This is a genomic window from Scandinavium sp. M-37, from assembly GCF_043558715.1.
In the GTDB taxonomy this organism is placed as follows: Bacteria; Pseudomonadota; Gammaproteobacteria; order Enterobacterales; family Enterobacteriaceae; genus Scandinavium; species Scandinavium vulneris_A.
The window spans coordinates 15,635-39,885 of sequence record NZ_JBIGIN010000010.1; the positions used below are offsets into that span (position 1 = coordinate 15,635).

19 protein-coding genes are annotated in these 24,251 nt (G+C 56.3%); 10 read left to right on the plus strand and 9 right to left on the minus strand.

From position 1 onward, the window contains the following. Positions 1–97: 97 nt before the first annotated feature. The 3 genes from celB to ACG0Z5_RS09400 are packed head-to-tail and all read left to right on the plus strand — an operon-like array spanning position 98 to position 3,816. Positions 98–1,417, plus strand: coding sequence for a PTS cellobiose transporter subunit IIC (celB, locus tag ACG0Z5_RS09390; RefSeq protein WP_319785639.1), 1,320 nt, complete (start codon positions 98–100; stop codon positions 1,415–1,417). 2 nt (positions 1,418–1,419) lie between these two features. Then, a complete protein-coding gene (locus ACG0Z5_RS09395) occupies positions 1,420–2,373 on the plus strand; it encodes a N(4)-(beta-N-acetylglucosaminyl)-L-asparaginase (RefSeq protein ID WP_319628033.1) in 954 nt (317 codons plus the stop codon). A 3-nt stretch (positions 2,374–2,376) separates the two neighbouring features. Continuing rightward, positions 2,377–3,816 carry a leucyl aminopeptidase family protein gene (locus tag ACG0Z5_RS09400; RefSeq protein WP_394446692.1) on the plus strand — a complete coding sequence of 480 codons (1,440 nt, stop codon included), beginning with the start codon at positions 2,377–2,379 and terminating at the stop codon, positions 3,814–3,816. Positions 3,817–3,895: 79 nt separating this feature from the next. Here the strand turns inward: ACG0Z5_RS09400 and ACG0Z5_RS09405 are convergent, their stop codons facing one another. The 5 genes from ACG0Z5_RS09405 to bglK form a co-directional block, all read right to left on the minus strand. Continuing rightward, positions 3,896–4,597, minus strand: a complete 702-nt coding sequence (locus ACG0Z5_RS09405) for a DnaA inactivator Hda (RefSeq protein WP_319628083.1) — start codon at positions 4,595–4,597, stop codon at positions 3,896–3,898. 97 nt (positions 4,598–4,694) lie between these two features. Next, a complete protein-coding gene (uraA, locus tag ACG0Z5_RS09410) occupies positions 4,695–5,981 on the minus strand; it encodes a uracil permease (RefSeq protein WP_394446694.1) in 1,287 nt (428 codons plus the stop codon). Between the two features lie 94 nt (positions 5,982–6,075). Beyond that, entirely contained in the window at positions 6,076–6,702 is a 627-nt protein-coding gene (upp, locus tag ACG0Z5_RS09415) for a uracil phosphoribosyltransferase (RefSeq protein WP_319628030.1), read from the minus strand. A gap of 183 nt (positions 6,703–6,885) precedes the next feature. Next, on the minus strand, positions 6,886–8,316 hold the full coding sequence (locus tag ACG0Z5_RS09420; protein ID WP_394446696.1) for a 6-phospho-beta-glucosidase: 1,431 nt from the start codon (positions 8,314–8,316) through the stop codon (positions 6,886–6,888). 13 nt (positions 8,317–8,329) lie between these two features. After that, positions 8,330–9,205 (minus strand): beta-glucoside kinase BglK, encoded by an 876-nt coding sequence (gene bglK / locus ACG0Z5_RS09425; protein ID WP_394446698.1) that lies wholly within the window; start codon positions 9,203–9,205, stop codon positions 8,330–8,332. Positions 9,206–9,459: 254 nt separating this feature from the next. Between bglK and purM the strand changes: the two genes are divergently transcribed. The 4 genes from purM to ppx all read left to right on the plus strand — a co-directional run bounded on the left by purM (position 9,460) and on the right by ppx (position 14,949). Further along, positions 9,460–10,497: a phosphoribosylformylglycinamidine cyclo-ligase gene (gene purM, locus ACG0Z5_RS09430; protein WP_394446700.1), complete on the plus strand. Its 1,038-nt coding sequence runs from the start codon at positions 9,460–9,462 to the stop codon at positions 10,495–10,497. After that, positions 10,497–11,138, plus strand: a complete 642-nt coding sequence (gene purN, locus ACG0Z5_RS09435) for a phosphoribosylglycinamide formyltransferase (RefSeq protein WP_394446702.1) — start codon at positions 10,497–10,499, stop codon at positions 11,136–11,138. The genes purM and purN overlap by 1 nt, the downstream gene beginning before the upstream one ends. Before the next feature lie 202 nt (positions 11,139–11,340). After that, on the plus strand, positions 11,341–13,401 hold the full coding sequence (gene ppk1, locus ACG0Z5_RS09440; protein ID WP_394446704.1) for a polyphosphate kinase 1: 2,061 nt from the start codon (positions 11,341–11,343) through the stop codon (positions 13,399–13,401). Between the two features lie 3 nt (positions 13,402–13,404). After that, positions 13,405–14,949 carry an exopolyphosphatase gene (gene ppx / locus ACG0Z5_RS09445; protein ID WP_394446705.1) on the plus strand — a complete coding sequence of 515 codons (1,545 nt, stop codon included), beginning with the start codon at positions 13,405–13,407 and terminating at the stop codon, positions 14,947–14,949. On the opposite strand, the gene ACG0Z5_RS09450 is transcribed toward ppx, so the two are convergent. Then, positions 14,929–17,184: an EAL domain-containing protein gene (locus tag ACG0Z5_RS09450; RefSeq protein ID WP_394446707.1), complete on the minus strand. Its 2,256-nt coding sequence runs from the start codon at positions 17,182–17,184 to the stop codon at positions 14,929–14,931. The two genes, ppx and ACG0Z5_RS09450, sit on opposite strands and share 21 nt — an antisense overlap. A 311-nt stretch (positions 17,185–17,495) precedes the next feature. Between ACG0Z5_RS09450 and ACG0Z5_RS09455 the strand changes: the two genes are divergently transcribed. Beyond that, positions 17,496–17,693, plus strand: a complete 198-nt coding sequence (locus ACG0Z5_RS09455; RefSeq protein WP_394446709.1) for a YfgG family protein — start codon at positions 17,496–17,498, stop codon at positions 17,691–17,693. A 125-nt stretch (positions 17,694–17,818) separates the two neighbouring features. Further along, on the plus strand, positions 17,819–19,129 hold the full coding sequence (locus ACG0Z5_RS09460; protein ID WP_394446711.1) for an MFS transporter: 1,311 nt from the start codon (positions 17,819–17,821) through the stop codon (positions 19,127–19,129). 88 nt (positions 19,130–19,217) lie between these two features. On the opposite strand, the gene ACG0Z5_RS09465 is transcribed toward ACG0Z5_RS09460, so the two are convergent. Further along, positions 19,218–19,664: a winged helix-turn-helix transcriptional regulator gene (locus ACG0Z5_RS09465; protein ID WP_394446713.1), complete on the minus strand. Its 447-nt coding sequence runs from the start codon at positions 19,662–19,664 to the stop codon at positions 19,218–19,220. A gap of 107 nt (positions 19,665–19,771) precedes the next feature. Here ACG0Z5_RS09465 and ACG0Z5_RS09470 point away from each other — a divergent pair, with 107 nt between their 5' ends. Continuing rightward, a complete protein-coding gene (locus ACG0Z5_RS09470; protein ID WP_394446715.1) occupies positions 19,772–20,965 on the plus strand; it encodes an MFS transporter in 1,194 nt (397 codons plus the stop codon). A gap of 56 nt (positions 20,966–21,021) precedes the next feature. Here the strand turns inward: ACG0Z5_RS09470 and guaA are convergent, their stop codons facing one another. Together guaA and guaB are read right to left on the minus strand one after the other, a co-directional pair. Then, positions 21,022–22,599 (minus strand): glutamine-hydrolyzing GMP synthase, encoded by a 1,578-nt coding sequence (gene guaA, locus ACG0Z5_RS09475; RefSeq protein ID WP_394446717.1) that lies wholly within the window; start codon positions 22,597–22,599, stop codon positions 21,022–21,024. Positions 22,600–22,665: 66 nt separating this feature from the next. Beyond that, the gene (gene guaB / locus ACG0Z5_RS09480) at positions 22,666–24,132 is read right to left on the minus strand and encodes an IMP dehydrogenase (protein WP_394446719.1); all 1,467 of its coding nucleotides are present in this window, start codon (positions 24,130–24,132) and stop codon (positions 22,666–22,668) included. Positions 24,133–24,251 lie beyond the last annotated feature (119 nt).

Consider the following 24,251-nt stretch of genomic DNA (forward strand, 5'->3'; position numbering starts at 1 on the left):
GGCATTGTGAGCGGTTTCACCTTTCATCTGCCACCTTTCATTGATAATCCGCATACATAACACACAACCAAACAGTCAGTCTCGTGCGGAGATCACAATGAACAATGTTCTGGGATTTTTAGAAGCCAAACTGATGCCGCTGGCGGCGAAAGCCGCGCAGCAACGCCATCTGTGCGCCATTCGTGGCGCCTATGTTTCATTCATGCCGTTTATTATTGTCGGGTCGATTCTGCTGGTGATTTCATCGTTCCCGAATCAGGGCTATCAGCAATTTATGTCTCACACCTTTGGTGACAGCTGGAGCAGCATCGTCGAAATCCCGTTTAACGCGGTGTTCTCGACCATGTCGCTGTTCGTCAGCTTTCTGGTCGCTTATCGTCTGGCTGAGCACTATAAAGAAGACCGCGTCTCCTGCGGCATTCTGGCGCTGGTGAGCTTCCTTATCCTGACCCCGTTTATCAAAGTGGCGGAAAACGGCGGCATCACGGTTATCCCGGTGGAGTGGATTGGCAGCAAAGGCCTGTTCGTGGCGATGATTGGCTCGCTGCTGTGGACCGAGCTGTTCTGCTGGCTGAAGCGCAAAAAACTGGTCATCAAGATGCCAGACGGCGTGCCGCCTGCGGTGCAGGAATCTTTCGCCGCGCTTATCCCGGCGCTGGTGGTGATGATCCTGGTGCTGGCTATTCGCATTGGCTTTGAAAATACCCATTACCACACCATTCACCAGTTCATTTATGAAGTCGTCGCCACGCCGGTGCGCCACTACGGCACCTCTTACTTCGGCGCGCTGATGACGGTGTTCAGCATCACTATCCTGTGGTCGGTGGGAATTAACTCCGGCTCCATGATCAACGGCATTATTCGTCCGCTGTGGATGGAAAACCAAACCGACAATATCGCCGCCATTCAGTCAGGTGTCACCCCGCCGCACATTATCACCGAACAGTTTTTCGACATGATCTGGATGGGCGGCGCGGGGGCTACGCTGTCACTGGTGATTGCGATGCTGATTTTCGCCCGCAGTAAAAACATGCGTGAAGTGGCCCGCCTCGGGGCCGGGGCATCGATTTTCAATATTAATGAACCGGTGCTGTTCGGCCTGCCGGTAATCATGAATCCAATCATGCTGATCCCGTTCAACCTCGTGCCGCTGGTGCTGGTGACGATTCAGTATGTGGCAATGAAAATCGGCGCGGTGGCGGTGACCACCGGGGTATTTATCCCGTGGACGCTGCCGCCGGTGCTGAGCGGATTTATCGTCACCGGACACCTCTCGGGCAGCGTGATGCAAATCCTTAATCTGCTGATCGGCGCGATGCTGTATCTGCCGTTCATGCGCATTCTTGACAAGCAGTATCGCGCGGCGGAAGTCGTTAGCGAAAATGAAACCAGCCCGTTAGCAAAACAGGAGTCGTAACGATGTGGGGAATTATTGCAACCTGGCGTATGGCGCTGGAAGGGGTGACCGAATCCGCGTCGGCGCTGGCCGCAGGGAGAGCAGCATCCGCCGCCGTGGTGGATGCCGTTGCCGCCGTTGAAGACTTTCCGCTGTATAAATCCGTCGGCTACGGCGGTCTGCCCACTGAAAACGGTGAAGTGGAACTGGACGCCGCGTTTATGGACGGCGATAGCCTGGCGTTCGGCGCGGTGGGCAATCTCATCGACATCGCCAATCCGGTGCGGGTGGCGCAGGCGTTGAGCCGCCAGCGTTACAACGCGCTGCTGGTCGGCCAGGGTGCGCGCGAATGGGCGCTTGAGCAGGGATTCGCTGAGAAAACCATGCTCACCGACCGGGCGATGCAGCACTACCGTAAGCGCTGTCGTGAAACGCTCGATAAAGGCCTCAGCCCGTATGACGGGCACGATACCGTCGGCATTATCGGCCTCGATCAACAGGGTTCGATGAGCGTCGCCACCTCCACCAGCGGCCTGTTTATGAAAAAACGTGGCCGCATCGGGGATTCGCCGATCATGGGCTCCGGCTTTTACTGCGACAGCGAAACCGGGGCGGCCACCGCCACCGGCGTCGGAGAAGACCTGATGAAAGGCTGTACCAGCTATGAAATCGTCCGTCGCATGGCGGGGGGGATGTCACCGCAGGCTGCGGCGGATTCGGTGGTGTTCGAACTGGAAGATAAACTGATGTCGCGTTTTGGTCGTGCTGGTGACCTGTCGGTGGTGTGCATGAACCGTCACGGAGAGTTCGGCGCGGCGACCAACATCAAAACCTTCTCGTTCGTGGTGGCGACCGCTACCCAGCCGCTGACCGTGTATCGCGCCGAGCGTCGGCAGGAACAGACCCACTACCAGCCGGTGGACGACGAATGGATGCAGGCCTACGCCGCACGCATTCGCGCCCCGATTGAGGAGTAAGTTATGCAATACCGTTTAATCACCCAGCCATGTGCCGTGCCGCACGGTAGCCATCTGATCACCTCCCCCGACAGTCCGCTGCTGGCCACCCTGGATATGGCGCAGTTGCCCGACATGGTCGCCCAGGCCAAAAACGGCGAACTGGCGGATAGCCGCTTTGGCTGCGCGCCGTTCGCCCGCATCACTCTGGTGCCCGCTTCAGCCTGGCAGGATACCTTGACCGACAGCCTGGTGGCGCATTTGCGCCCGCTGTTTAAAAGCCCGATCAGCGAAAACGTGGTGCTGGATGGCACCCCGCTGACCGAGAGCCGGGTGCGCGATACCGTGCTGCGCGTGTGCTTCAATCTCGCTCATAGCCTGGACGATTTGGGGCTGAAAACCAGCGGAGACTCGCGCCTGCGGATCAACACCCTGAGCGTATTCTGCCTGCCCTCACAAGAGGACGTTTTACAGGCTGCGCTGCGTCAGCAATATGCGGTGGCGAACGGAATGTTGGCCGCGCGTCGGCTGGCGGATATGCCGTCTGAGACCTGCACCCCACAGTTTGTGGTCGAGCAGGCGCAGCAGCTGTGCGCTCAGTTCCCGGCGCTGCGCTGCGAGGTGCTGGATGAAAAAGCGATTGTTGAGCAAGGTCTGGGCCTGCTGCACGCGGTCGGCAAAGGTTCATCGCGCCCTCCCCGCCTGTTAGCCATCCATTATGACGGAGCAAAAGACGGCCCGGTACGCAGCTACGTCGGCAAAGGCGTGACTTTTGACACAGGCGGTCTGTGGCTGAAAGAAGGCGCGGGCATGTACACCATGAAATACGACATGTGCGGGGCGGCAAACGTGCTGGGATTGATGCTGAGCATCGCCGAACTGGCGCTGCCGGTGCGGGTGATGGGCGTTTTAGCATTGGCCGAAAACGCCATCGGCCCGGACGCCATGCAGCCCGGCAGCGTGGCGCGCGCCTGCAACGGTATGACGGTGGAAATCAATAACACCGACGCCGAGGGCCGCCTGGTGCTGGCCGATGCAATCGCCTGGGCCAGCCAGCGTCACGCACAGACGCACTCTATTATCGACATGGCGACTCTCACCGGGGCGGTGGTAAAAGCGCTGGGTTATGAGTTGAGCGGGTTGATGACTCAGGATGAGATGTTACGCGAACGTCTGACCAGGGCAGGATTAAAAACCGGGGATGACGTCTGGTCGTTGCCGCTGGACGGACGCCTGAAAAAGCAGACCGAGAGCGCGATTGCCGACCTGTGTAATACCCCGACCAACAACGCGGCGATCAGCGCCTCGGCGGCGTGGCTGCTGCATCACTTCTGCCCGGCGAATATCCCGTGGGCACATCTCGACGTCAGCGGCACCGCCCTGTGGCGCGAAGGCGGCAGAAGCGTGGCCTCCGGGCGACCGATTCCGCTGCTGATGCAGCATTTACTGGACGATCTGCAATAACGGCAGCGCCCGGCGGCGCAAGCTTGCCGGACCTACGAACGATTGTAGGCCTGTGCAAGCGCAGCGCCGCCGGGCGAAATCACAGCTTGAGAATTTCTTTCACAAACGGAATGGTCAGCTTGCGCTGGGCGGTGATCGACGCCCGATCGAGCTGATCGAGCGTCATAAATAGAGTACGGGTCTCGCGGTCGAGGCGCTTCATCAGGAAGCGACAGACATCTTCCGGCATCTCGAAGCCGCGCATTTTAGCCCGTAGCTGCAACGCCTGAAGTTTGTCCTCATCGGACAACGGTTGCAGCTTGTAGATCTGACCCCAATCAAGACGCGAGGCTAAATCGGGCAGGCCTAAATTCAGCTGACGTGGGGGGCGATCGCCGGTGATCAACAGCCGGGTTTTACCGGATTCGAGCACGCGGTTATAGAGATTGAAGATAGCCATTTCCCAGGGTTCATCCCCGGCCACGCATTCGATATTATCGATGCACACCAGCGCCAGATTTTCCATGCCATCCAGCACTTCCGGCACGAACCAGGTACGTTTATCCAGCGGCACATAGCCTACGGCATCCCCGCGCTGCGAGAGTTCGGCACAAGCGGCATGCAGCAAATGACTGCGGCCCGCGCCTTCGCGCGACCAGACGTAAATGTATCCGCTATGATCCTGACGCAGCATGGTTTGCACCGCGGCAAGTAAAGAAGGGTTATCGCCCGCCCAGAAACTCGCAAAGGTTTCGTCGTCGGGAAGATAGAGTGGCAAAGAGAGCTGAGCCGGAGCGTTCAGAATGACCTCAACATGGAACTGCTAAAAACGCGGTGAGTGTACCACAAAAGGATTGCCAGAGAGAACCGGGCGGATCGTCCGCCCGGCTGCACGATCTTTACGCAGACTTATCGCTGTCCGCCGGATCAAGCACCACTTCTTCCGGGCGTAACACGCTGATCAGTTTGAAAATAAGGCTCAGTGCAACGCCTACGATGGTCGCCAGCGCCATCCCTTTCAGCTCTGCGGCACCGATGTGGACCGTCGCACCGCTGACGCCGATGATCAGGATAACGGCGGTCAGGATCAGGTTTTGCGTTTTGTTGTAATCCACTTTCGATTCAATCAGCACGCGAATACCGGATGCGCCGATCACGCCGTACAACAGCAGGGAAACGCCACCGATCACTGGCACCGGGATAATCTGAATAGCCGCCGCCAGCTTGCCGACGCAGGAGAGCAGAATGGCGATGATCGCCGCCCCGCCGATGACCCAGGTGCTGTACACGCGAGTGATCGCCATTACGCCAATGTTTTCACCGTAGGTGGTGTTCGGCGTCGATCCGAAGAAGCCGGAAATGACGGTGGACAGGCCGTTGGCAAACATTGAACGATGCAGGCCCGGGTCGCGGATCAAATCTTTTTTGACGATATTCGCCGTCACCACCAGGTGGCCTACGTGCTCGGCAATCACCACCAGCGCGGCAGGCAAAATGGTAAAGATAGCGAACCATTCAAAGCGCGGGGTGTAGAAGGTTGGCAGCGCAAACCACGGCGCGTTGGCAATCGGTGCGGTATCAACGATACCCATCGCAAACGACAGCGCGTAGCCGGTCAGCACGCCAATCAGAATCGGGATAATCGCCAGGAAACCCCGGAACAATACCGAGCTGAATACCGTTACCCCTAACGTCACCAGCGCAATCATAATGCTGGTGGTATTCGGCGCCGTCCCCGCCGCAGGCAACAGGCCCGCCATGTTCGCCGCCACGCCCGCAAGCTCCAGACCGATAACCGCCACAATCGCGCCCATCGCCGCTGGCGGGAACATCACATCCAGCCAGCCGGTCCCGGCTTTTTTCACGATGAACGACACGATGCAGAACAGCACGCCACACATGATGAAACCGCCAAGCGCCACTTCATAGCCCAGCGGCAACAGCAGCAGCACAGGGGAAATAAACGCAAAGCTTGAGCCTAAGTAGGCCGGAATTTTACCCTTACAGATGAACAGGTACAGCAGCGTACCGATCCCGTTGAACAGGAGAACCGTTGCCGGATTGATGTGGAACAGGAAAGGCACCAGCACGGTTGCGCCAAACATGGCGAACAGATGCTGCAAACTAAGCGGGATGGTCACCAATAGTGGCGGTCGTTCACTTACCCCGATAGCGCGGCGCGTCATAGTTTTATCCTCTGTCTGAGTGTTGTTGTGGGTCTTGGTGTGTTTTAGTCAAAAAAAAGCCGACTCTCAAAGTCGGCTATTTTTAATGAATCACTTATTTGGTACCAAAAATCTTGTCACCGGCATCCCCGAGACCCGGAATAATGTATCCGTGCTCGTTGAGGCCCTGATCAATGGACGCGGTGTACAGTTCAACGTCCGGGTGCGCTTTCTCCAGCGCGGCGATACCTTCCGGCGCCGCCACCAGAACCAGCACCTTGATGCTGTTACAACCGGCATTTTTCAGCAGGTCGATAGTGGCAATCATTGAACCACCGGTCGCCAGCATCGGGTCAACCACCAGCGCCATACGCTCGTCGATGTTGGAAACCAGTTTCTGGAAATACGGAACCGGCTCGAGGGTTTCTTCATTACGGTAGATACCAACGACGCTGATACGCGCGCTTGGCACGTGCTCCAGCACGCCTTCCATCATGCCGAGACCGGCACGCAGGATTGGCACTACGGTAATCTTCTTGCCTTTGATCTGCTCAACCTGCACCGGACCATTCCAGCCTTCGATGGTGACGGTTTCAGTTTCCAGGTCAGACGTGGCTTCATAAGTCAGTAAGCTGCCAACTTCTGAGGCGAGTTCACGGAAGCGTTTGGTGCTGATGTCATGCTCACGCATCAGGCCCAGCTTGTGTTTGACGAGTGGGTGTTTCACTTCCACAATCTTCATTCTCTTTCTCCTCTGAGGGGCAGCCACAAAAAAAATCGCCGGATTATACCGCTTTTTAGCGAACGCGCCATACCTGTTCTCATTGACGGCGATCAAGCAAAGTGATTAACACCTTGTTACTCATTCTAAACTAAGGATAAAAATAAACCCCGCCGAAGCGAGGTTTTTAGTTTTTGACGCGATTTATAACGATTCGCCGTTGCTGCTGATAACCTTTTGATACCACGCAAAAGATTTTTTGCGGCTGCGTTCCAGGGTGCCATTGCCTTCATTATCTTTATCGACATAGATAAAGCCGTAGCGTTTTTTCATTTCGCCAGTCCCGGCAGAGACCAGATCGATACAGCCCCACGGGGTGTAGCCCATCAGATCCACGCCGTCTTCCACCACCGCTTTTTTCATTTCAGCAATGTGCGCCGAAAGATAGTCGATGCGGTACTGATCGTTGACGCTGCCGTCGCTTTCACGCACATCGATGGCGCCAAAACCGTTTTCGACGATGAACAGCGGCAGCTGATAGTGATCCCAGAACCAGTTCAGCGAGTAGCGCAGACCCACCGGGTCAATCTGCCATCCCCAGTCGGATTTCTTGACGTATGGGTTGGAGACCAGGCTGGTGGTTTCGTCGTAGTCGAGCTGCGGGTTATCCGCCGTCGCTTTGGTGGCGAACGACATGTAATAGCTGAAACCGATGTAATCGACGCAGCCCTGGGTCAGGGCGGCCTTGTCTTCGGCGGTGATATCCAGCGCGAAACCGCGACGGGCGAAGTAATTCAGCAGATGCTGCGGATATTTGCCACGCACGTGGACGTCGGTGAACCAGTAGCGGCGGTGCATGGCGTTCATCGCCATCATCATGTCGTCCGGCGCGCAGGTCAGCGGGTAAATCGGGCACATGGCAATCATGCAGCCGATTTGCAGCGACGGGTTAATTTCGCGGGCGGCTTTCACCGCCAGGGCGCTGGCCACCAGCTCGTAGTGCGCCGCCTGATACATAATCGGCTCGCGATCTTCACCCTCTTCATATTTGATGCCGGAGTTAGTGAACGGCGCAAAATCTTCGTGGAAATTTGCCTGGTTGTTGATTTCGTTGAAGGTCATCCAGTACTTCACTTTGTGCTGATAGCGGCTGAATGCCACTGTCGCGAAGCGCACGAAGAAGTCGATGACTTTACGGTTCCGCCAGCCGCCGTACTCTTTCACCAGGTGATACGGCATTTCAAAATGCGACAGGGTGATAACCGGTTCGATGCCGTATTTCAGGCATTCATCGAACAGATCGTCGTAGAATTTCAGCCCGGCTTCGTTCGGCTCCAGCTCGTCACCTTTCGGGAACAGGCGCGTCCACGCAATCGAGGTGCGGAAGCATTTGAAGCCCATTTCGGCAAACAGTTTGATGTCGTCTTTATAGCGGTGGTAAAAATCAATCGCCTCGTGGTTCGGGTAGTTCTTCCCTGGCAGCACGCCGTCGGTGATTTCACGCGCCACGCCGTGGGCTCCGGCGGTCATCACATCGGCAACGCTTGGGCCTTTTCCGCCCTCTTTCCAGCCGCCTTCCAGTTGATGCGCCGCTACGGCACCGCCCCACAGAAAATCGCTTTTAAATCCGGACATAACAACTCCCTCTTTAACGTTCAGACTGCTGATTAAAATGGTAAACCGCGCCGAGTAAACCGGCGTCGTTGCCGTGGCTGACGGTATCGACGTAATCGTCAATGCCGAACCAGGCCAGATGCTGTTTAAGCTGTGTCAAAAAGCCCGGGCGTTCGGTGATGCCGCCGCCGAGCAGTATGGTTTGTGGGTCGAACAGATTGACCAGGTTGTACAGGCCGCTGGCAATGCCGTTGAAGAAATCATTTACCAGCCGCTGGCAGGTAACGTCCCCCGCATCGCTGGCGTCGAATATCTCTTCGCCGCTGACCTCATCAAGTGATTTGCCGATGTGCGTAGCGTAACGGCTACGGAGGACGCGCAGGGTGCAGGTGGCGTTCATGGTGTAGTGCGTAGGATGGCGGCTGCCGGGGCGGTCGGTAAACATGTAGCCAAATTCGCCGCCGCGAAAACGGGCTCCACGCACCAGCTGGTTATTGCAGAAAATCGCGCCGCCGATGCCAGTGCCAATAGTCAGCACCAGAAAGTCGCTCATCTGCGCCGCTTTCCCCTGCCAGCGTTCCGCCAGCAGCACGCAGTTGGCGTCGTTTTCAATCGCCACCGGTAAGCGGGTGCGCTCTTCAAGCCACTGTTTAATGGCAAAATGGTCGAACTTGCGGATAGCCCCGCCCATTTCGATGAAACCGGTATGCGGGTTGACATACCCCGGGGCGCTGATAGCAATGCCTTCACATTCGGGATGCGCTTCAAGCCAGCTGAGGATCCCTTGCAAAATGGCGTCACCATCACTGTTTTTTATCGGCGTTTTTCCTTTCGCAACGAACTCCCCTTCACGAGTGAGTACGCCCATTTTCAGCGCCGTTCCACCAATATCAAATGCGGCAATGTGCATCTGTGCTGTTCCTCCTGGATGCCATTTCAGAAACCGGTTTCAGTCCGATATTGTGGGCTGTGCCAGCATCCTGCAAGCATTAAACTGTACCCGGTTTCATTTTCGTGAAGCGGTTCAAATTTGGTCAGCGCAACGGCTGAAACGGGTAAATTAACGTCGATGTAAGATATCCGTCACCCAGGCTCGCAAACGTTTGCTTAGACTGGTAGAATGGCGCCGATTTTATTTGCTAACGCCCTTCGTGGAGACTTGCAGTGACCGACAAAACCTCTCTCAGCTATAAAGATGCCGGTGTTGATATTGACGCGGGTAATGCTCTGGTTGACCGAATCAAAGGTGTGGTGAAGAAAACCCGCCGCCCTGAAGTAATGGGTGGCCTGGGTGGATTCGGCGCACTGTGCGCACTGCCGCAAAAATATCGTGAGCCAGTGCTGGTTTCCGGTACGGATGGCGTCGGCACCAAGCTGCGCCTGGCAATGGATCTCAAGCGTCATGACACCATCGGCATCGACCTGGTGGCCATGTGCGTTAATGACCTGGTGGTTCAGGGCGCAGAACCGCTGTTCTTCCTCGATTACTACGCCACCGGCAAACTGGATGTGGATACCGCAGCCAGCGTAATCAGCGGCATCGCCGAAGGCTGCCTGCAGTCAGGCTGTGCGCTGGTCGGCGGCGAAACGGCAGAAATGCCGGGCATGTATCATGGCGAAGATTACGACGTGGCCGGCTTCTGCGTTGGCGTGGTCGAGAAGTCTGAAATCATCGACGGCAGCAAAGTGGCCGATGGCGACGTTCTGGTAGCGCTGGCCTCCAGTGGCCCGCACTCAAACGGCTACTCGCTGGTGCGTAAAATCATTGAAGTCAGCGGCTGCAGCCCGGAAACCACCGAGGTCGACGGCAAACCGCTGGCCGATCATCTGCTGGCCCCGACCCGCATCTACGTCAAAAACGTGCTGGAGCTTATCGCTAACGTCGACGTCCATGCCATCGCCCACCTGACCGGCGGCGGCTTCTGGGAAAACATTCCGCGCGTGCTGCCGGATAACACCCAGGCCGTTATCGACGAATCCTCCTGGCAGTGGCCGTCCGTGTTCAACTGGCTGCAAACGGCAGGTAACGTCAGCCAACATGAAATGTATCGCACCTTTAACTGCGGCGTGGGCATGGTGATTGCCCTGCCAGCCGCTGAAGCGGATAAAGCCGTGGCGCTGATGAATGAGAAAGGCGAGCACGCCTGGAAAATCGGCTATATCAAAGCCTCCGATTCTGAGCAGCGTGTGGTCATCTCGTAATGAAGAACATCGTGGTGCTGATTTCTGGCAGCGGAAGCAATTTGCAGGCAATTATCGACGCCTGCAAACAGAAAAAAATCAACGGCACCCTGCGGGCAGTGTTCAGCAATAAGGCCGACGCGTTCGGCCTTGAGCGCGCCCGTGAAGCAGAAATCCCGGCTCATGCGCTCAGCGCCAGTCAGTTTTCCAGCCGTGAAGCGTTTGACCGCGAGCTGATGCAGGAAATTGACGCCTACGCCCCTGACCTGGTGGTGCTGGCAGGCTATATGCGCATTCTGAGCCCGGAATTCGTGGCGCACTATCAGGGTCGTCTGCTGAACATCCACCCTTCCCTGTTGCCGAAATATCCGGGCCTGAATACCCATCGTCAGGTGCTGGACAACGGCGACGAAGAGCACGGCACCTCCGTGCATTTCGTCACCGATGAACTCGACGGCGGCCCGGTGATTTTACAGGCCAAAGTGCCGGTGTTTGCCGGGGATGTGGAAGAAGACATCATCGCCCGTGTGCAGCATCAGGAACACGCCATTTATCCGATGGTAGTGAGCTGGTTTGTCGAAGGTCGCCTTGAAATGAAAGGCAACAGCGCATGGCTGGACGGCGTTCAGCTCCCTGCACAAGGCTACGCTGCCGAAGAGTAATCGTAAGCCGCCTGCCCGTCGTGGCAGGTGCTTCCTCCCACCTCCCATATGCTTCCATACCGCTGAATAATAAAAATTCTCTATCGCAGGTTCACGACAAACAGATTATTGTCATACTTCACTGACACAGTTGGACATCGGCGGTTAAAGCTCGCCATAATGTGAATGCTGTCCGCGTCAACCAACCGGAGTGTGAGTAGTAATGGGTCAGGATAAGCTGTATATCGAAAAAGAACTCAGCTGGTTATCGTTTAACGAGCGTGTTCTCCAGGAAGCGGCGGATAAAAGTAACCCGTTGATAGAGCGTATGCGGTTTTTGGGGATCTACTCCAATAACCTGGATGAGTTCTATAAGGTCCGTTTTGCCGAACTGAAGCGCCGCATTATTATTAGTGAAGAACAAGGCCTAACCGCCCATTCCCGCCATCTGCTGGGAAAAATTCAGGCGCGCGTGCTAAAAGCCGATCAGGAGTTTGACGGCCTCTATAACGAGCTGCTGCTCGAAATGGCCCGCAACCAGATTTTCCTGATTAACGAACGCCAGCTATCGGTCAACCAGCAAAGCTGGTTACGTCACTACTTCAAACATTATCTGCGCCAGCACATCACGCCTATCCTGATTAACCGGGAGACGGACCTGGTGCAGTTCCTGAAAGACGATTACACCTATCTGGCGGTGGAAATCATCCGTGGCGAAGAAATTAGCTATGCGCTGCTGGAGATCCCGTCCGATAAAGTGCCGCGTTTCGTGAATTTACCGCCGGAAACGCCGCGCCGCCGCAAGCCGATGATCCTGCTCGACAATATTCTGCGCTATTGTCTCGATGACATTTTCAAAGGCTTCTTTGATTACGACGCGCTGAATGCCTATTCCATGAAAATGACCCGTGACGCCGAATATGACCTGGTGCACGAGATGGAATCGAGCCTGATGGAGCTGATGTCCTCCAGCCTCAAACAGCGTCTGACCGCCGAGCCGGTACGTTTCGTGTATCAGCGCGATATGCCCGATGCGATGGTCGAGATGCTGCGTAAAAAATTCGCCATCACCCGCTACGATTCGATCGTCCCCGGTGGGCGCTACCATAATTTTAAAGACTTCATCGGTTTCCCAAACGTGGGCAAAGCCAATTTGGTGAATAAACCGCTGCCGCGTCTGCGCCACATCTGGTTTGATAAATTCCGAAATGGCTTTGATGCCATTCGCGAACGCGACGTGCTGCTGTACTATCCGTATCACACCTTTGAGCACGTACTGGAACTGCTGCGTCAGGCGTCATTTGATCCGAGCGTACTGGCAATCAAAATCAATATTTACCGCGTGGCGAAAGACTCACGCATTATTGATTCGATGATCCACGCCGCGCACAACGGCAAAAAAGTCACCGTGGTGGTTGAACTGCAGGCGCGCTTCGACGAAGAAGCCAACATCCATTGGGCGAAGCGCCTGACGGAAGCGGGAGTCCACGTTATTTTCTCGGCCCCAGGCCTGAAAATTCACGCCAAGCTGTTCCTTATCTCGCGTAAGGAAGGCGAAGACGTGGTGCGTTACGCGCATATCGGCACCGGTAACTTCAATGAAAAAACCGCCCGACTGTATACCGACTATTCGCTGCTGACCGCCGATGCGCGCATCACCAACGAAGTGCGCCGGGTGTTTAACTTCATCGAGAACCCTTACCGTCCGGTGAATTTCGAATATCTGATGGTCTCGCCGCAGAACTCGCGTCGGCTGCTGTATGAGATGATCGACCGCGAGATTGCTCACGCGCAAAACGGTCGGCCGTCCGGTATTACTCTGAAGCTGAATAACCTGGTCGACAAAGGCCTGGTGGATCGTCTGTATGCGGCATCCGGTTCCGGCGTGCCGGTGAATCTGCTGGTGCGCGGCATGTGCTCGCTGATCCCGCAGTTAGAAGGCATCAGCGAAAATATTAACGTCATTAGTATTGTTGACCGCTATCTTGAACATGATCGGCTCTATATTTTTGAAGATGGCGGCGCGAAACAGGTGTGGCTCTCTTCCGCTGACTGGATGACGCGCAACATCGATTACCGTATTGAAGTTGCGACGCCAATCCTCGACTCGCGCCTGAAACAGCAGGTGCTGACCATTGTGGATCTGCTGTTTAGCGATACCGTGAAAGCCCGTTTTATCGACAAAGAACTGAGTAATCGCTACGTGCCCCGCGGCAATCGCCGCAAAGTCCGGTCACAGCTGGCGATTTACGATTACATCAAATCACTTGAGCAGCCCGATTAATCTATGCCCATCAAAACCAAAACGAAACGACCGCAGGAGATTGCTGCGGTCGACCTGGGATCGAACAGTTTTCATATGGTGATTGCGCGCGTCGTCGACGGCGCGCTGCAAATTATTGGTCGCCTGAAACAGCGCGTCCATCTTGCCGACGGCCTGAATGAAAACAATATGCTCAGTGAAGAGGCGATGGAACGCGGCCTGAACTGTCTCTCACTGTTTGCCGAGCGCCTACAGGGGTTCTCCCCGACCAGCGTTTGCATCGTGGGCACGCACACTCTGCGCCAGGCGCTAAACGCTCCGGAATTTCTTAAGCGGGCGGAGAAAGTTATCCCCTACCCGATTGAAATTATTTCGGGGAACGAAGAAGCGCGCCTGATATTTATGGGCGTGGAGCACACCCAGCCAGAAAAAGGCCGCAAGCTGGTTATCGACATCGGCGGCGGCTCGACGGAGCTGGTTATCGGCGAAGACTTTACGCCGCAGCTGGTGGAAAGCCGTCGAATGGGCTGCGTAAGCTTTGCGCAGGTCTTCTTCCCGGGCGGGGTTATCAGCAAAGAGAACTTCCAGCGCGCTCGTCTGGCGGCGGTGCAGAAACTGGAAACCCTTTCGTGGCAGTACCGCATTCAGGGCTGGAACGTGGCGATGGGCGCATCCGGCACCATCAAAGCGGTGCATGAAGTGCTGGTCGAAATGGGCGAGAAAGACGGCATTATTACGCCGGAGCGTCTTGAGAAGCTGGTTGAGGAAGTGCTCAAGTTTAAGAGCTTTAGCGCCCTCAGCCTGCCGGGGCTGTCGGAAGAGCGTCAGGCGGTGTTCATGCCGGGCCTGGCCATTCTGTGCGGGGTGTTCGATTCGCTGGCGATTAAAGAGCTGCGTCTGTCCGACGGGGCGCTGCGTGAAGGCGTGCTGTACGAAATGGAAGGCCGCTTCCGCCATGATGATATTCGCAGCCGTACCGCCGAAAGTCTGGCCAGCCAGTACAATATCGACCGTGAACAGGCGCGTCGGGTGCTGGATACCACCAATCTGATGTACGAGCAGTGGGTGCAGCAGAATCCGAAACAGGCACATCCACAGCTGGCGGCGCTGCTGAAATGGTCGGCAATGCTGCACGAGGTGGGGCTGAACATTAACCACAGCGGGATGCATCGCCATTCGGCGTACATTCTGCAAAATAGCGATTTACCGGGCTTCAATCAGGAACAGCAGACGCTGATCGCGACGCTGGTACGGTATCACCGTAAAGGGGTCAAGCTGGACGACCTGCCGCGCTTTACCCTGTTTAAGAAGAAGCAGTTCCTGCCGATGATCCAACTGCTGCGCCTCGGCGTACTACTGAACAACCAGCGCCAGGCGACGACCACCCCGCCGACGCTGCGACTGGTCACCGATGAAAATCACTGGACGCTGTATTTCCCACACGACTGGTTTAGTCAGAACGCGCTGGTGCTGCTCGACCTGGAAAAAGAGCAGCAGTACTGGCAAGCGGTGACCGGCTGGATGCTGAAAATCACCGAGGAAGAAGCCTCACCAGAGATTGCGGCCTGACAATATCGGTTTACTACTCCCGGCAGCCAGATTCTCTAAGGGTTCTGGCTTGCCGATGTAATAGCCCTGTAAATAGTCAATGCCCAGCTCCAACGCCGCCTCACTGAGCGCCTGCGATTCAACGTACTCCGCCACCACCTGCATATTCTTCATCCGCGCCAGATGACAAATAGATGAGACAATCTGGTAATCGAGGCTGCTCGATAACAGGTTCTTGATGAAACTGCCGTCGATTTTCAGGATGTCAGCGCTGACCTTTTTCAGCCGCGAGTAGCTGGCATATCCCGTGCCAAAATCATCAATCGCAATCCGACAGCCAAGCGCCTGGAGCTGGTTCATGTTTAGCAGCGCCTGATCCGGGTGACTCAGCGACTGACTTTCCGTAATCTCAAAGATCAGCTGCCAGCCCTGAATATTGTGACGTTTCAAAAGATCGGCGACCGCTTTCGGGAACTGCGAGCCACAGGCCGATGACGGAGAAATGTTCACCGACAATCTCAGGCCGGGCAGCGTTTCGCGGTGGCTGTCCATAAACTGCAGCGTATTTTCCAGCACCCAAAGATCTATCCGGGATGACATGCCAAACTCATGCGCCACCGGGAGAAATTCTTCCGGGAGGATCAGTTGGCCGTCTTCACCTTTGAGGCGCAGCAGCACTTCGTGATAGCTGTCACCGCGAATGCCGACAATCGGCTGGGCCATCAGGCTAAAATGCCCGTGTTCCAGCGCCAGCTGCAGGCGGTTCATCATGGTGACTTTATCTTTCAGACGCTGCTGTAGATGCACCGCGTTGCGATGCTGCAAATTCTCCGGAGAACCGGTCACCAGCGACGCGTTGGCGATTGTGCTCAATTCACCCAACAGCATCGGCAGCTGCATCACCGGAGAGCGCACATGGCAATAGCTGACGCCCACGTTCGGCTGCAACGGCATCCCATCCCAGATGAAGCGGAATTTTTTTATCCGCTCATCAATCGCCGCAATACGCGCGGCGTGGTCTTCGGTATTCAGCCGAATCACCATATCGTGGCCGGACAGATGATAAATGCACTCTCCCTCATGCAGCTCTGGCTCAAGCCATTTACCCAGATTCTGTTTGTATTGAATGCGCACCATCATGCCGTAATGCCGCCCGAGCACTTCCAGTTCGGGGATACGCAGGAAACAGATAACCGACCACGGCGTGGCCGCCAGCTTGCGAGTGAGCGCCCACAGATTAGGCAACTGAACGACCGGATCGATAAACGCCATCCGCTTGACCCTGGCATGAATAAATCGCTGCCGGGTCGCAAGCATCGCCATATAAATCACAATAAAAGAGAACACCAGATAGCTGGATGAGGTGATCGCCAGCTGGTTGCTGTAACTCGCATACACCGGTACGTACCGATAGAAAAAGTGAATGCTAACTATCAGCAATAGCGTCCAGATGATCGCCATCAGCCGATAGCCGAAACGCATCGACCCCCACAGCATCACCGGCAGCAGCAGCGAAAGCGTGTAGTTGGTGGTGAAGATCGACGCCGAATTAGCCATCGGAATAAACAGTAACCCCATGAGAACCAGCACCGCCAGCGACCAGATAACCATTTCGGAGGTCGTGACCTTGGAATCGATTTGTAGGCGTAACTGCGAGATGAAGGATTTCAGGTAGCGGGGATGACGGAGTATACGGATCACCAGATAACACAGCGGTACGCCGGTAAAACAGCCCACCAGCAGTGATTGATAATTGATTAAACTGTGCAGCGTTAGCGGTCCGGCGCCTGCCAGCGACAGTCGCGCGGGAAGGATCTCAAAAAAGACGCAGGCCAGCAGTAAAAACTGAAACACCGTGGCGGGGAAAAACACCTGCCAGAATATCCGCTGCGGCATTAAGCGGGCGCAACCATAGGACAGGGCGTGCCGTCGCGGGGCAAAGACCCGATAACCGCCCCAGCTTAGGATCAACGGAATTAAAAAGTGAAAGGTGATGCAGAGGCTTTCCGGCACGTTCATACCGGGACAAATCACCAGCCAGATGCCAGCCACGATCCCCGGCAATGCCTTCAAGCCAAAAAAGAGCATCAGCGACAGCAGTAGCGCGAGGGGCAGATAGTAGAGCGAAACCACGCCGCCATCGATCAGCGCAAAAGTATTCGCCATTCGGGCAACGGGCAGCAGCAGTAAAGGCAGGATTAACGGAAGTCCCCACCACTTATCGCGATTGTCTTTGTAGAATTTAGTAAGGTGCATAGATGCTCATAAGAGGACCCAATTCCTGATGGGCAGATTCAGACAGGCATCCAACCTGATTTCGACACCCGCAAAAATCACAGTGCGGAGTGGGGCAAGAGATTATAGTGAGTATCCGCTCAGGCAATTTGACATAAATCAACGAAGGGCCGCTGAGCCCCCTTGTACTCACATATCCTTATCCACGACCCATTGCATCCGCACTTTCGCTTTTTTTGTGCAATTTTCACGCAGTTGTTAATTGACCCTGCTGCCCCGCTGTGCCTTAATAGGCCCATCGCCCGAAACGGGTATTTTTACAGGAACCCTCAGTGAGCCAGGCAACCCCAATGCGCAAACGACATCAATTCAATAGTCGCATGACCCGGATCATCATCCTTATTAGCTTCCTCTTTTTCTTTGGCCGCTTCGTCTACTCCTCTATCGGCGCCTGGCAGCATCATCAGGACAAGAAAGCCGCACAGCAATCGAGCCAGGTCGTCACAGAACCCCAGGTCCGTACCGAGTAAAAAATCCGATAAATCTGCGTCCACAGCACCGTTTCCCCGCGTTTCCGTCCCTGCATTTGCATCCTACGGCAAAACCAAGCACGATTAAGGTGAACCCGTAACGAACAGCCAATACAGGGAAACGTATGAAAAATGTCCTGAATACCTTTCTGCCGCTGTACACCACCACCCTGCTGATGCTGCTCGGTTCCGGCCTGTTGACCACCTATATTTCACTGCGTCTTGCGCATGAAGAGGTCAGCGGCACGGTTATCGGTGCGATTACCGCTGCTAACTATCTCGGTCTGGTGATTGGTGGCAAAGTCGGTCACAACCTGATTGCCCGCGTCGGGCATATCCGCGCCTATGTCTCTTGTGCAGGGATTATCACCGCTTCCGTGGTTGGTCACGGACTCAGCGATTTCATTCCGCTGTGGATTTTTCTGCGCCTGGTGATCGGCCTGTGCATGATGTGTCAGTACATGGTGCTGGAAAGCTGGCTTAACGATCGCGCGGAGTCTTCACAGCGCGGCGCCATCTTCGGCCTGTACATGGTCGCTACCTATCTTGGCCTGTGCGGCGGGCAAATCATCCTGATGGCCGCGGCCGGAACGGGGCCGTCGATGCTACTGATTGTGGCGCTCTGTTTTGCCCTGTGCCTGGTGCCTATTGCGCTCACCACCCGCACCACCGCGCAGCCAATGTCGCCTGCGCCAATGGAGTTAGGCTACTTCTTTAAGGCTATCCCGAAGCTGCTGGCCGCCACGCTGGTCATGGGCATGGCCGCCGGAGCATTCTACGGCCTGGCGCCGGTGTATGCCATTTCGCAAGGCCTCTCCACCCGGCAGACCGGCCTGTTTATGGGGGTCACTATTTTTGCCGGCATGGTGTCACAGTTTCCGCTGAGCTGGCTCTCCGACCGCTACGACCGTCAACATTTGCTGTTTTACACCGCCATCCTGTTCGCGGTCGCCTCTCTGCCGCTGTCGGTGTTACCGCATCTCGGCTTTTACTGGCTACTCGGCACGGCGTTCGTATCCAGCATGGCGATGTTCTCGCTCTATCCGCTCGGGGTCGCCATCGCCAACGACCGCGTAGAGCCAGAACGCCGCGTTTCGCTTACGGCGTGTCTGCTGATGGCCTTTGGCGTCGGGGCCTGTATCGGGCCGCTGGTCACCGGGGCCATCATGCAGCCGTTCGGCGGCAACGTGCTCTATTTCTGCTTTACGCTCTGTGGGGCAACCATCGCACTTATCACTTGGATCCGAAAACGCCAGCCGGAGATTGTGGTCGATGCGCCGATGCCGCACGTGGTAATGCCCGACAGCCTGACCTCATCGCCGCTGGCGGTGGCGCTTAATCCGGGAATGGATGAAGAGGTCATTCAGGAGGTGATGGTGGATACGCCGGAAACCGAAGCAACCGACACCACGGATGAGACGAAGACGGCCTCGTAATTCAAGGCCATCACTGCATTATGACAGGGCGGCTTGGGTCGCCCTTTTTTGCAGGCTTTTCTGCCAGGAATCAACAAAGTGCTACAGGCTATTTAATCTTCTGTACCTCGGTCGCGTCGGGCGCCAGCACCATCCCGTCGTGCGCTGTTGGCGCCATAAAGGGAACCGCCCGGCCGGTACGCTTGTCGATAAGCACCGAGTGGCGTTCGCCACGCGCAAACAGATGTTGCTCCCCCCACTGTCGCAGTGCCACCACCACGGGAAAAAGGCTTTCACCTTTTTCCGTCAGCACATATTCCTGATATGCCGTCCCATCCGACGCATCCTGCATGGCGAGGATATCTGCCTCGACCAGCTTACGCAGTCGGTCGGAGAGGATGTTGCGCGCCACGCCCAGACTGCGCTGAAAATCCCTGAAACGCCGCATGCCATCGAAGGCATTACGCACGATGAGGAGCGACCAGCGATCCCCGATCAGATCGACACTGCGGGCAACCGGGCAAGGTTCATCGGGCATAGATTTTGGGGGCGTCATCGGATCCTCTCACGGGATAATGGTGGCTTTCTGGTTGCATTTTAAAACTACATAATCTAGCCTTCAACTAGTTTCATTTTAAAACCAGAAACCTAAAGGTCGGGATCATGAAGACGTCGATTGCATTACCGCTAACGACAGACATGCCGCGCAGCCTGGTATGGCTGTTCGCCATTGCCAGCGGCCTGAGCGTGGCCAATGTCTATTACGCGCAGCCCCTGCTCGATGTGCTGGCACGCGACTTCGGCATTAGCCCTGCGGCAGTCGGCGGAGTAGTGACCGCCACGCAAATCGGCTGTGCCCTGGCCCTCTTGTTGCTGGTGCCGCTGGGCGATCTGCTCGACAGGCGTCGTCTGATGGCCATACAACTGGTGGCGTTAGTGGTCGCCCTGATCGTCGTCGGCCTGGCGCATTCTGCCCCCATTCTGCTGGCGGGGATGCTCGCGGTGGGCCTGCTGGGCACGGCGATGACGCAGGGGCTGATTGCCTATGCCGCCAGCGCGGCGGCGTCGCATGAACAAGGTCGGGTGATTGGAGCCGCACAAAGCGGCGTGTTCATTGGCCTGCTGCTGGCTCGGGTGTTTGCAGGAGGTGTCAGTGACCTCGCGGGCTGGCGAGGGGTGTATCTCTGTGCTGCCGGATTGATGCTGATGATTACGCTCCCGCTGTGGCGACGGCTGCCTGATCTAGCGGCCACAACCCAGTCGATGAGCTACCCGCGCCTGATTGCCTCAATGCTGACGCTGCTGCGGGAGGAAAAAGTGCTGCAGGTACGCGGCATGCTGGCGCTGCTGATGTTCGCCGCGTTCAATATTTTCTGGAGTGCGCTGGTACTGCCGTTAAGCGCACCGCCCTACAACTTCTCGCATACCGTCATCGGTGCTTTTGGGCTGGTTGGTGTGGTCGGGGCGCTGGCCGCCACCCGCGCCGGGCAATGGGCGGATCGGGGATATGCCCAACGCACCAGCGCGGCGGCGTTGGCGGCATTACTGTTAGCCTGGTGGCCGCTGTCACAAATGGAATGGTCACTCGGCGTGCTGGTTATCGGCATTATCCTGCTCGATTTAGGTGGGCAGGCACTACACGTCACTAATCAGAGCCTGATTTTTCGTACCCGCCCCGAAGCCCATAGCCGCCTGGTGGGCCTGTATATGCTGTTTTATGCCGTCGGCAGCGGTCTGGGCGCTATCGCCACCACCGCGACCTATGCCCACGCGGGCTGGCAAGGCGTGTGTCTGCTGGGAGCGGCAGTCAGCCTGGTCGCGCTGGGATTCTGGTGGGTGACGCGTAAAACGGCTTAAACAAAAACAAAAAAGCCCGCAGTTACGCGGGCTTTGAGGCTAGATTCGATGCGGGATTATTCCCACTCAATCGTCGCTGGCGGCTTACCGCTGATGTCATACACCACGCGGGAAATGCCGTTCACTTCATTAATGATGCGGTTGGACACGCGGCCGAGGAAGTCGTACGGCAGGTGCGCCCAATGCGCGGTCATGAAGTCGATGGTTTCGACCGCACGCAGGGAAACCACCCAGTCGTATTTACGGCCATCGCCCATCACGCCCACGGAACGAACCGGCAGGAACACGGTGAACGCCTGGCTCACTTTGTTGTACAGGTCCGCTTTGTGCAGTTCTTCGATGAAGATAGAATCGGCGCGACGCAGCAGGTCGCAGTACTCTTTCTTGACTTCGCCCAGCACACGTACGCCGAGGCCCGGCCCCGGGAACGGATGACGGTACAGCATGTCGTACGGCAGGCCCAGTTCCAGACCGATTTTACGCACTTCGTCTTTGAACAGCTCACGCAGCGGCTCAACCAGACCCATCTTCATCTCTTTCGGCAGGCCGCCCACGTTGTGGTGAGATTTGATGACGTGCGCTTTGCCGGTGGCTGAGGCCGCAGATTCGATAACGTCAGGGTAGATAGTGCCCTGCGCCAGCCATTTCACGTCTTCCAGCTTCAGCGCTTCTTCATCGAACACTTCCACGAATACGCGACCTATGATTTTACGTTTCGCTTCCGGCTCGTTTTCACCCGCCAGGGCAGACAGGAAACGCTCCTCGCCTTCAACGTGAACGATGTTCAGACCGAAGTGGTCGCCGAACATGTCCATCACCTGCTGAGCTTCGTTCAGGCGCAGCAGGCCGTTGTCGACGAATACGCAGGTCAGGTTTTTGCCGATGGCACGATGCAGCAGCATGGCGGTAACGGACGAATCCACGCCGCCGGAGAGGCCGAGGATCACTTTATCGTTGCCGACCTGCTGACGAATACGCTCGACGGCATCATCGATAATTTTTGCCGGAGTCCACAGGGCTTCACATTCGCAGATATCGCGCACGAAACGCTCAAGCATACGCAGACCCTGACGGGTGTGGGTCACTTCCGGATGGAACTGCACGCCGTAGAAGCGTTTTTCTTCGTTGGCCATAATGGCGAACGGGCAGGTTTCGGTGCTGGCTACGGTGACGAAATCGGACGGGATCGCGGTGACTTTGTCGCCGTGGCTCATCCAGACGTCGAGCAGCGGTTTGCCTTCGGCGGTCAGGGCATCTTCGATACCGCGAACCAGCGCGCTGTCGGTTCTGATTTCAACCTGCGCATAGCCAAATTCACGCTCGTTAGAGCCTTCAACATGACCGCCCAGCTGCATTGCCATGGTCTGCATGCCGTAGCAGACGCCAAGAACCGGGACGCCGGCTTCAAACACATACTGCGGTGCGCGCGGACTGTTGTCTTCGGTGGTGCTTTCCGGGCCGCCGGACAGGATGATACCGCTCGGATTGAACTCACGAATTTGTGCTTCGGTAACGTCCCAGGCCCACAGTTCACAATAGACGCCCAGCTCACGAACGCGGCGCGCTACCAGCTGAGTGTATTGAGAACCAAAATCGAGGATAAGAATGCGATGTTTATGAATATTGTCGGTCATTGACGGTAATTCCAGGGCAAGTGAAACAAAATCAAACGCCCGGCATAAGCCGGGCGCGGGGAATAATCAAGAACCCAAGCGGTAGTTCGGGGACTCTTTGGTAATCGTCACGTCGTGTACGTGACTTTCCTGAATGCCCGCCCCGCTGATGCGTACAAATTCCGCTTTAGTACGCAGCGCGTCGATGGTACCACAGCCGGTCAGCCCCATACAGGAGCGCAGGCCGCCCATCTGCTGATGAATGATCTCTTTCAGACGGCCTTTATAGGCCACGCGGCCTTCGATACCTTCCGGCACCAGTTTGTCAGCGGCGTTATCGGTCTGGAAGTAACGGTCAGAGGAACCTTTAGACATTGCGCCGAGGGAGCCCATGCCGCGATAGGATTTGTAAGAACGGCCCTGGTAGAGTTCGATTTCACCCGGTGATTCTTCGGTACCCGCCAGCATAGAACCCACCATGACAGCGCTAGCGCCTGCGGCAATTGCTTTGGCGATATCGCCGGAGAAACGGATCCCACCATCGGCGATAACCGGAATACCCAGGCCTTCCAGCGCTTCAACGGCATCGGCAACGGCGGTGATTTGCGGTACGCCCACGCCGGTGACGATGCGGGTAGTACAGATAGAACCAGGGCCGATACCCACTTTGACCGCGCTCACGCCAGCGTCAGCCAGGGCACGAGCCCCCGCGCCGGTTGCCACGTTACCACCGATGATTTGCAGATTAGGGTATTTGGCACGGGTTTCGCGAATACGTTGCAGTACGCCTTCGGAATGGCCGTGAGAGGAGTCAATCAGCAGCACGTCTACACCTGCCGCAACCAGCGCATCAACGCGCTCTTCGTTACCGGCACCAGCGCCAACCGCAGCGCCTACGCGCAGACGACCATGCTCATCTTTACACGCCTGAGGTTTACGTTCTGCTTTCTGGAAATCTTTAACGGTGATCATGCCGATCAGGTGGAAGTTCTCGTCAACCACCAGCGCTTTTTCCACACGTTTTTCGTGCATCTTACCGAAGACCACGTCGCGGGCTTCACCTTCACGCACGGTGACCAGACGCTCTTTCGGGGTCATGTAGACGCTAACCGGCTGGCTCAGGTCGGTGACGAAACGCACGTCACGACCGGTGATGATGCCGACCAGTTCGTTGCTTTCCGTTACCACAGGGTAACCGGCGAAACCGTTACGCGCGGTCAGCTCTTTCACTTCGTGCAGAGTGGTGGTTGGCAGAACGGTTTGCGGATCAGAGACCACGCCAGATTCGTATTTCTTCACGCGGCGAACTTCTTCCGCCTGGCGCTCGATAGACATGTTTTTGTGAATAAAGCCGATGCCGCCTTCCTGAGCCAGGGCAATTGCCAGGCGCGCTTCCGTCACGGTATCCATTGCCGCAGACAGCATAGGAATGTTCAGGCGAATGGATTTGGTCAACTGCGTGCTGAGATCGGCAGTATTCGGCAGAACGGTGGAATGAGCGGGAACGAGGAGGACGTCGTCAAACGTCAGTGCTTCTTTGGCGATACGTAGCATGGGCAATATCTCTACCTGGGTGGTTAATAAATATTGCCGTGGCATTATACAGAGCGTAATCGGTTGCATCCACACTTTTTTGCAAAAAATGCTTGCGATCGCTTCTGAGCAAGTTACTA

Excerpts from the sequence above, each read along its gene's own strand:
- celB (WP_319785639.1), top strand. The coding sequence starts at position 98 with ATGAACAATGTTCTGGGATTTTTAGAAGCCAAACTGATGCCGCTGGCG.
- ACG0Z5_RS09395 (WP_319628033.1), top strand. The coding sequence starts at position 1,420 with ATGTGGGGAATTATTGCAACCTGGCGTATGGCGCTGGAAGGGGTGACC.
- ACG0Z5_RS09400 (WP_394446692.1), top strand. The coding sequence starts at position 2,377 with ATGCAATACCGTTTAATCACCCAGCCATGTGCCGTGCCGCACGGTAGC.
- uraA (WP_394446694.1), bottom strand. The coding sequence starts at position 5,981 with ATGACGCGCCGCGCTATCGGGGTAAGTGAACGACCGCCACTATTGGTG.
- upp (WP_319628030.1), bottom strand. The coding sequence starts at position 6,702 with ATGAAGATTGTGGAAGTGAAACACCCACTCGTCAAACACAAGCTGGGC.
- ACG0Z5_RS09420 (WP_394446696.1), bottom strand. The coding sequence starts at position 8,316 with ATGTCCGGATTTAAAAGCGATTTTCTGTGGGGCGGTGCCGTAGCGGCG.
- bglK (WP_394446698.1), bottom strand. The coding sequence starts at position 9,205 with ATGCACATTGCCGCATTTGATATTGGTGGAACGGCGCTGAAAATGGGC.
- purN (WP_394446702.1), top strand. The coding sequence starts at position 10,497 with ATGAAGAACATCGTGGTGCTGATTTCTGGCAGCGGAAGCAATTTGCAG.
- ppk1 (WP_394446704.1), top strand. The coding sequence starts at position 11,341 with ATGGGTCAGGATAAGCTGTATATCGAAAAAGAACTCAGCTGGTTATCG.
- ppx (WP_394446705.1), top strand. The coding sequence starts at position 13,405 with ATGCCCATCAAAACCAAAACGAAACGACCGCAGGAGATTGCTGCGGTC.
- ACG0Z5_RS09450 (WP_394446707.1), bottom strand. The coding sequence starts at position 17,184 with ATGCACCTTACTAAATTCTACAAAGACAATCGCGATAAGTGGTGGGGA.
- ACG0Z5_RS09460 (WP_394446711.1), top strand. The coding sequence starts at position 17,819 with ATGAAAAATGTCCTGAATACCTTTCTGCCGCTGTACACCACCACCCTG.
- ACG0Z5_RS09465 (WP_394446713.1), bottom strand. The coding sequence starts at position 19,664 with ATGACGCCCCCAAAATCTATGCCCGATGAACCTTGCCCGGTTGCCCGC.
- ACG0Z5_RS09470 (WP_394446715.1), top strand. The coding sequence starts at position 19,772 with ATGAAGACGTCGATTGCATTACCGCTAACGACAGACATGCCGCGCAGC.
- guaA (WP_394446717.1), bottom strand. The coding sequence starts at position 22,599 with ATGACCGACAATATTCATAAACATCGCATTCTTATCCTCGATTTTGGT.
- guaB (WP_394446719.1), bottom strand. The coding sequence starts at position 24,132 with ATGCTACGTATCGCCAAAGAAGCACTGACGTTTGACGACGTCCTCCTC.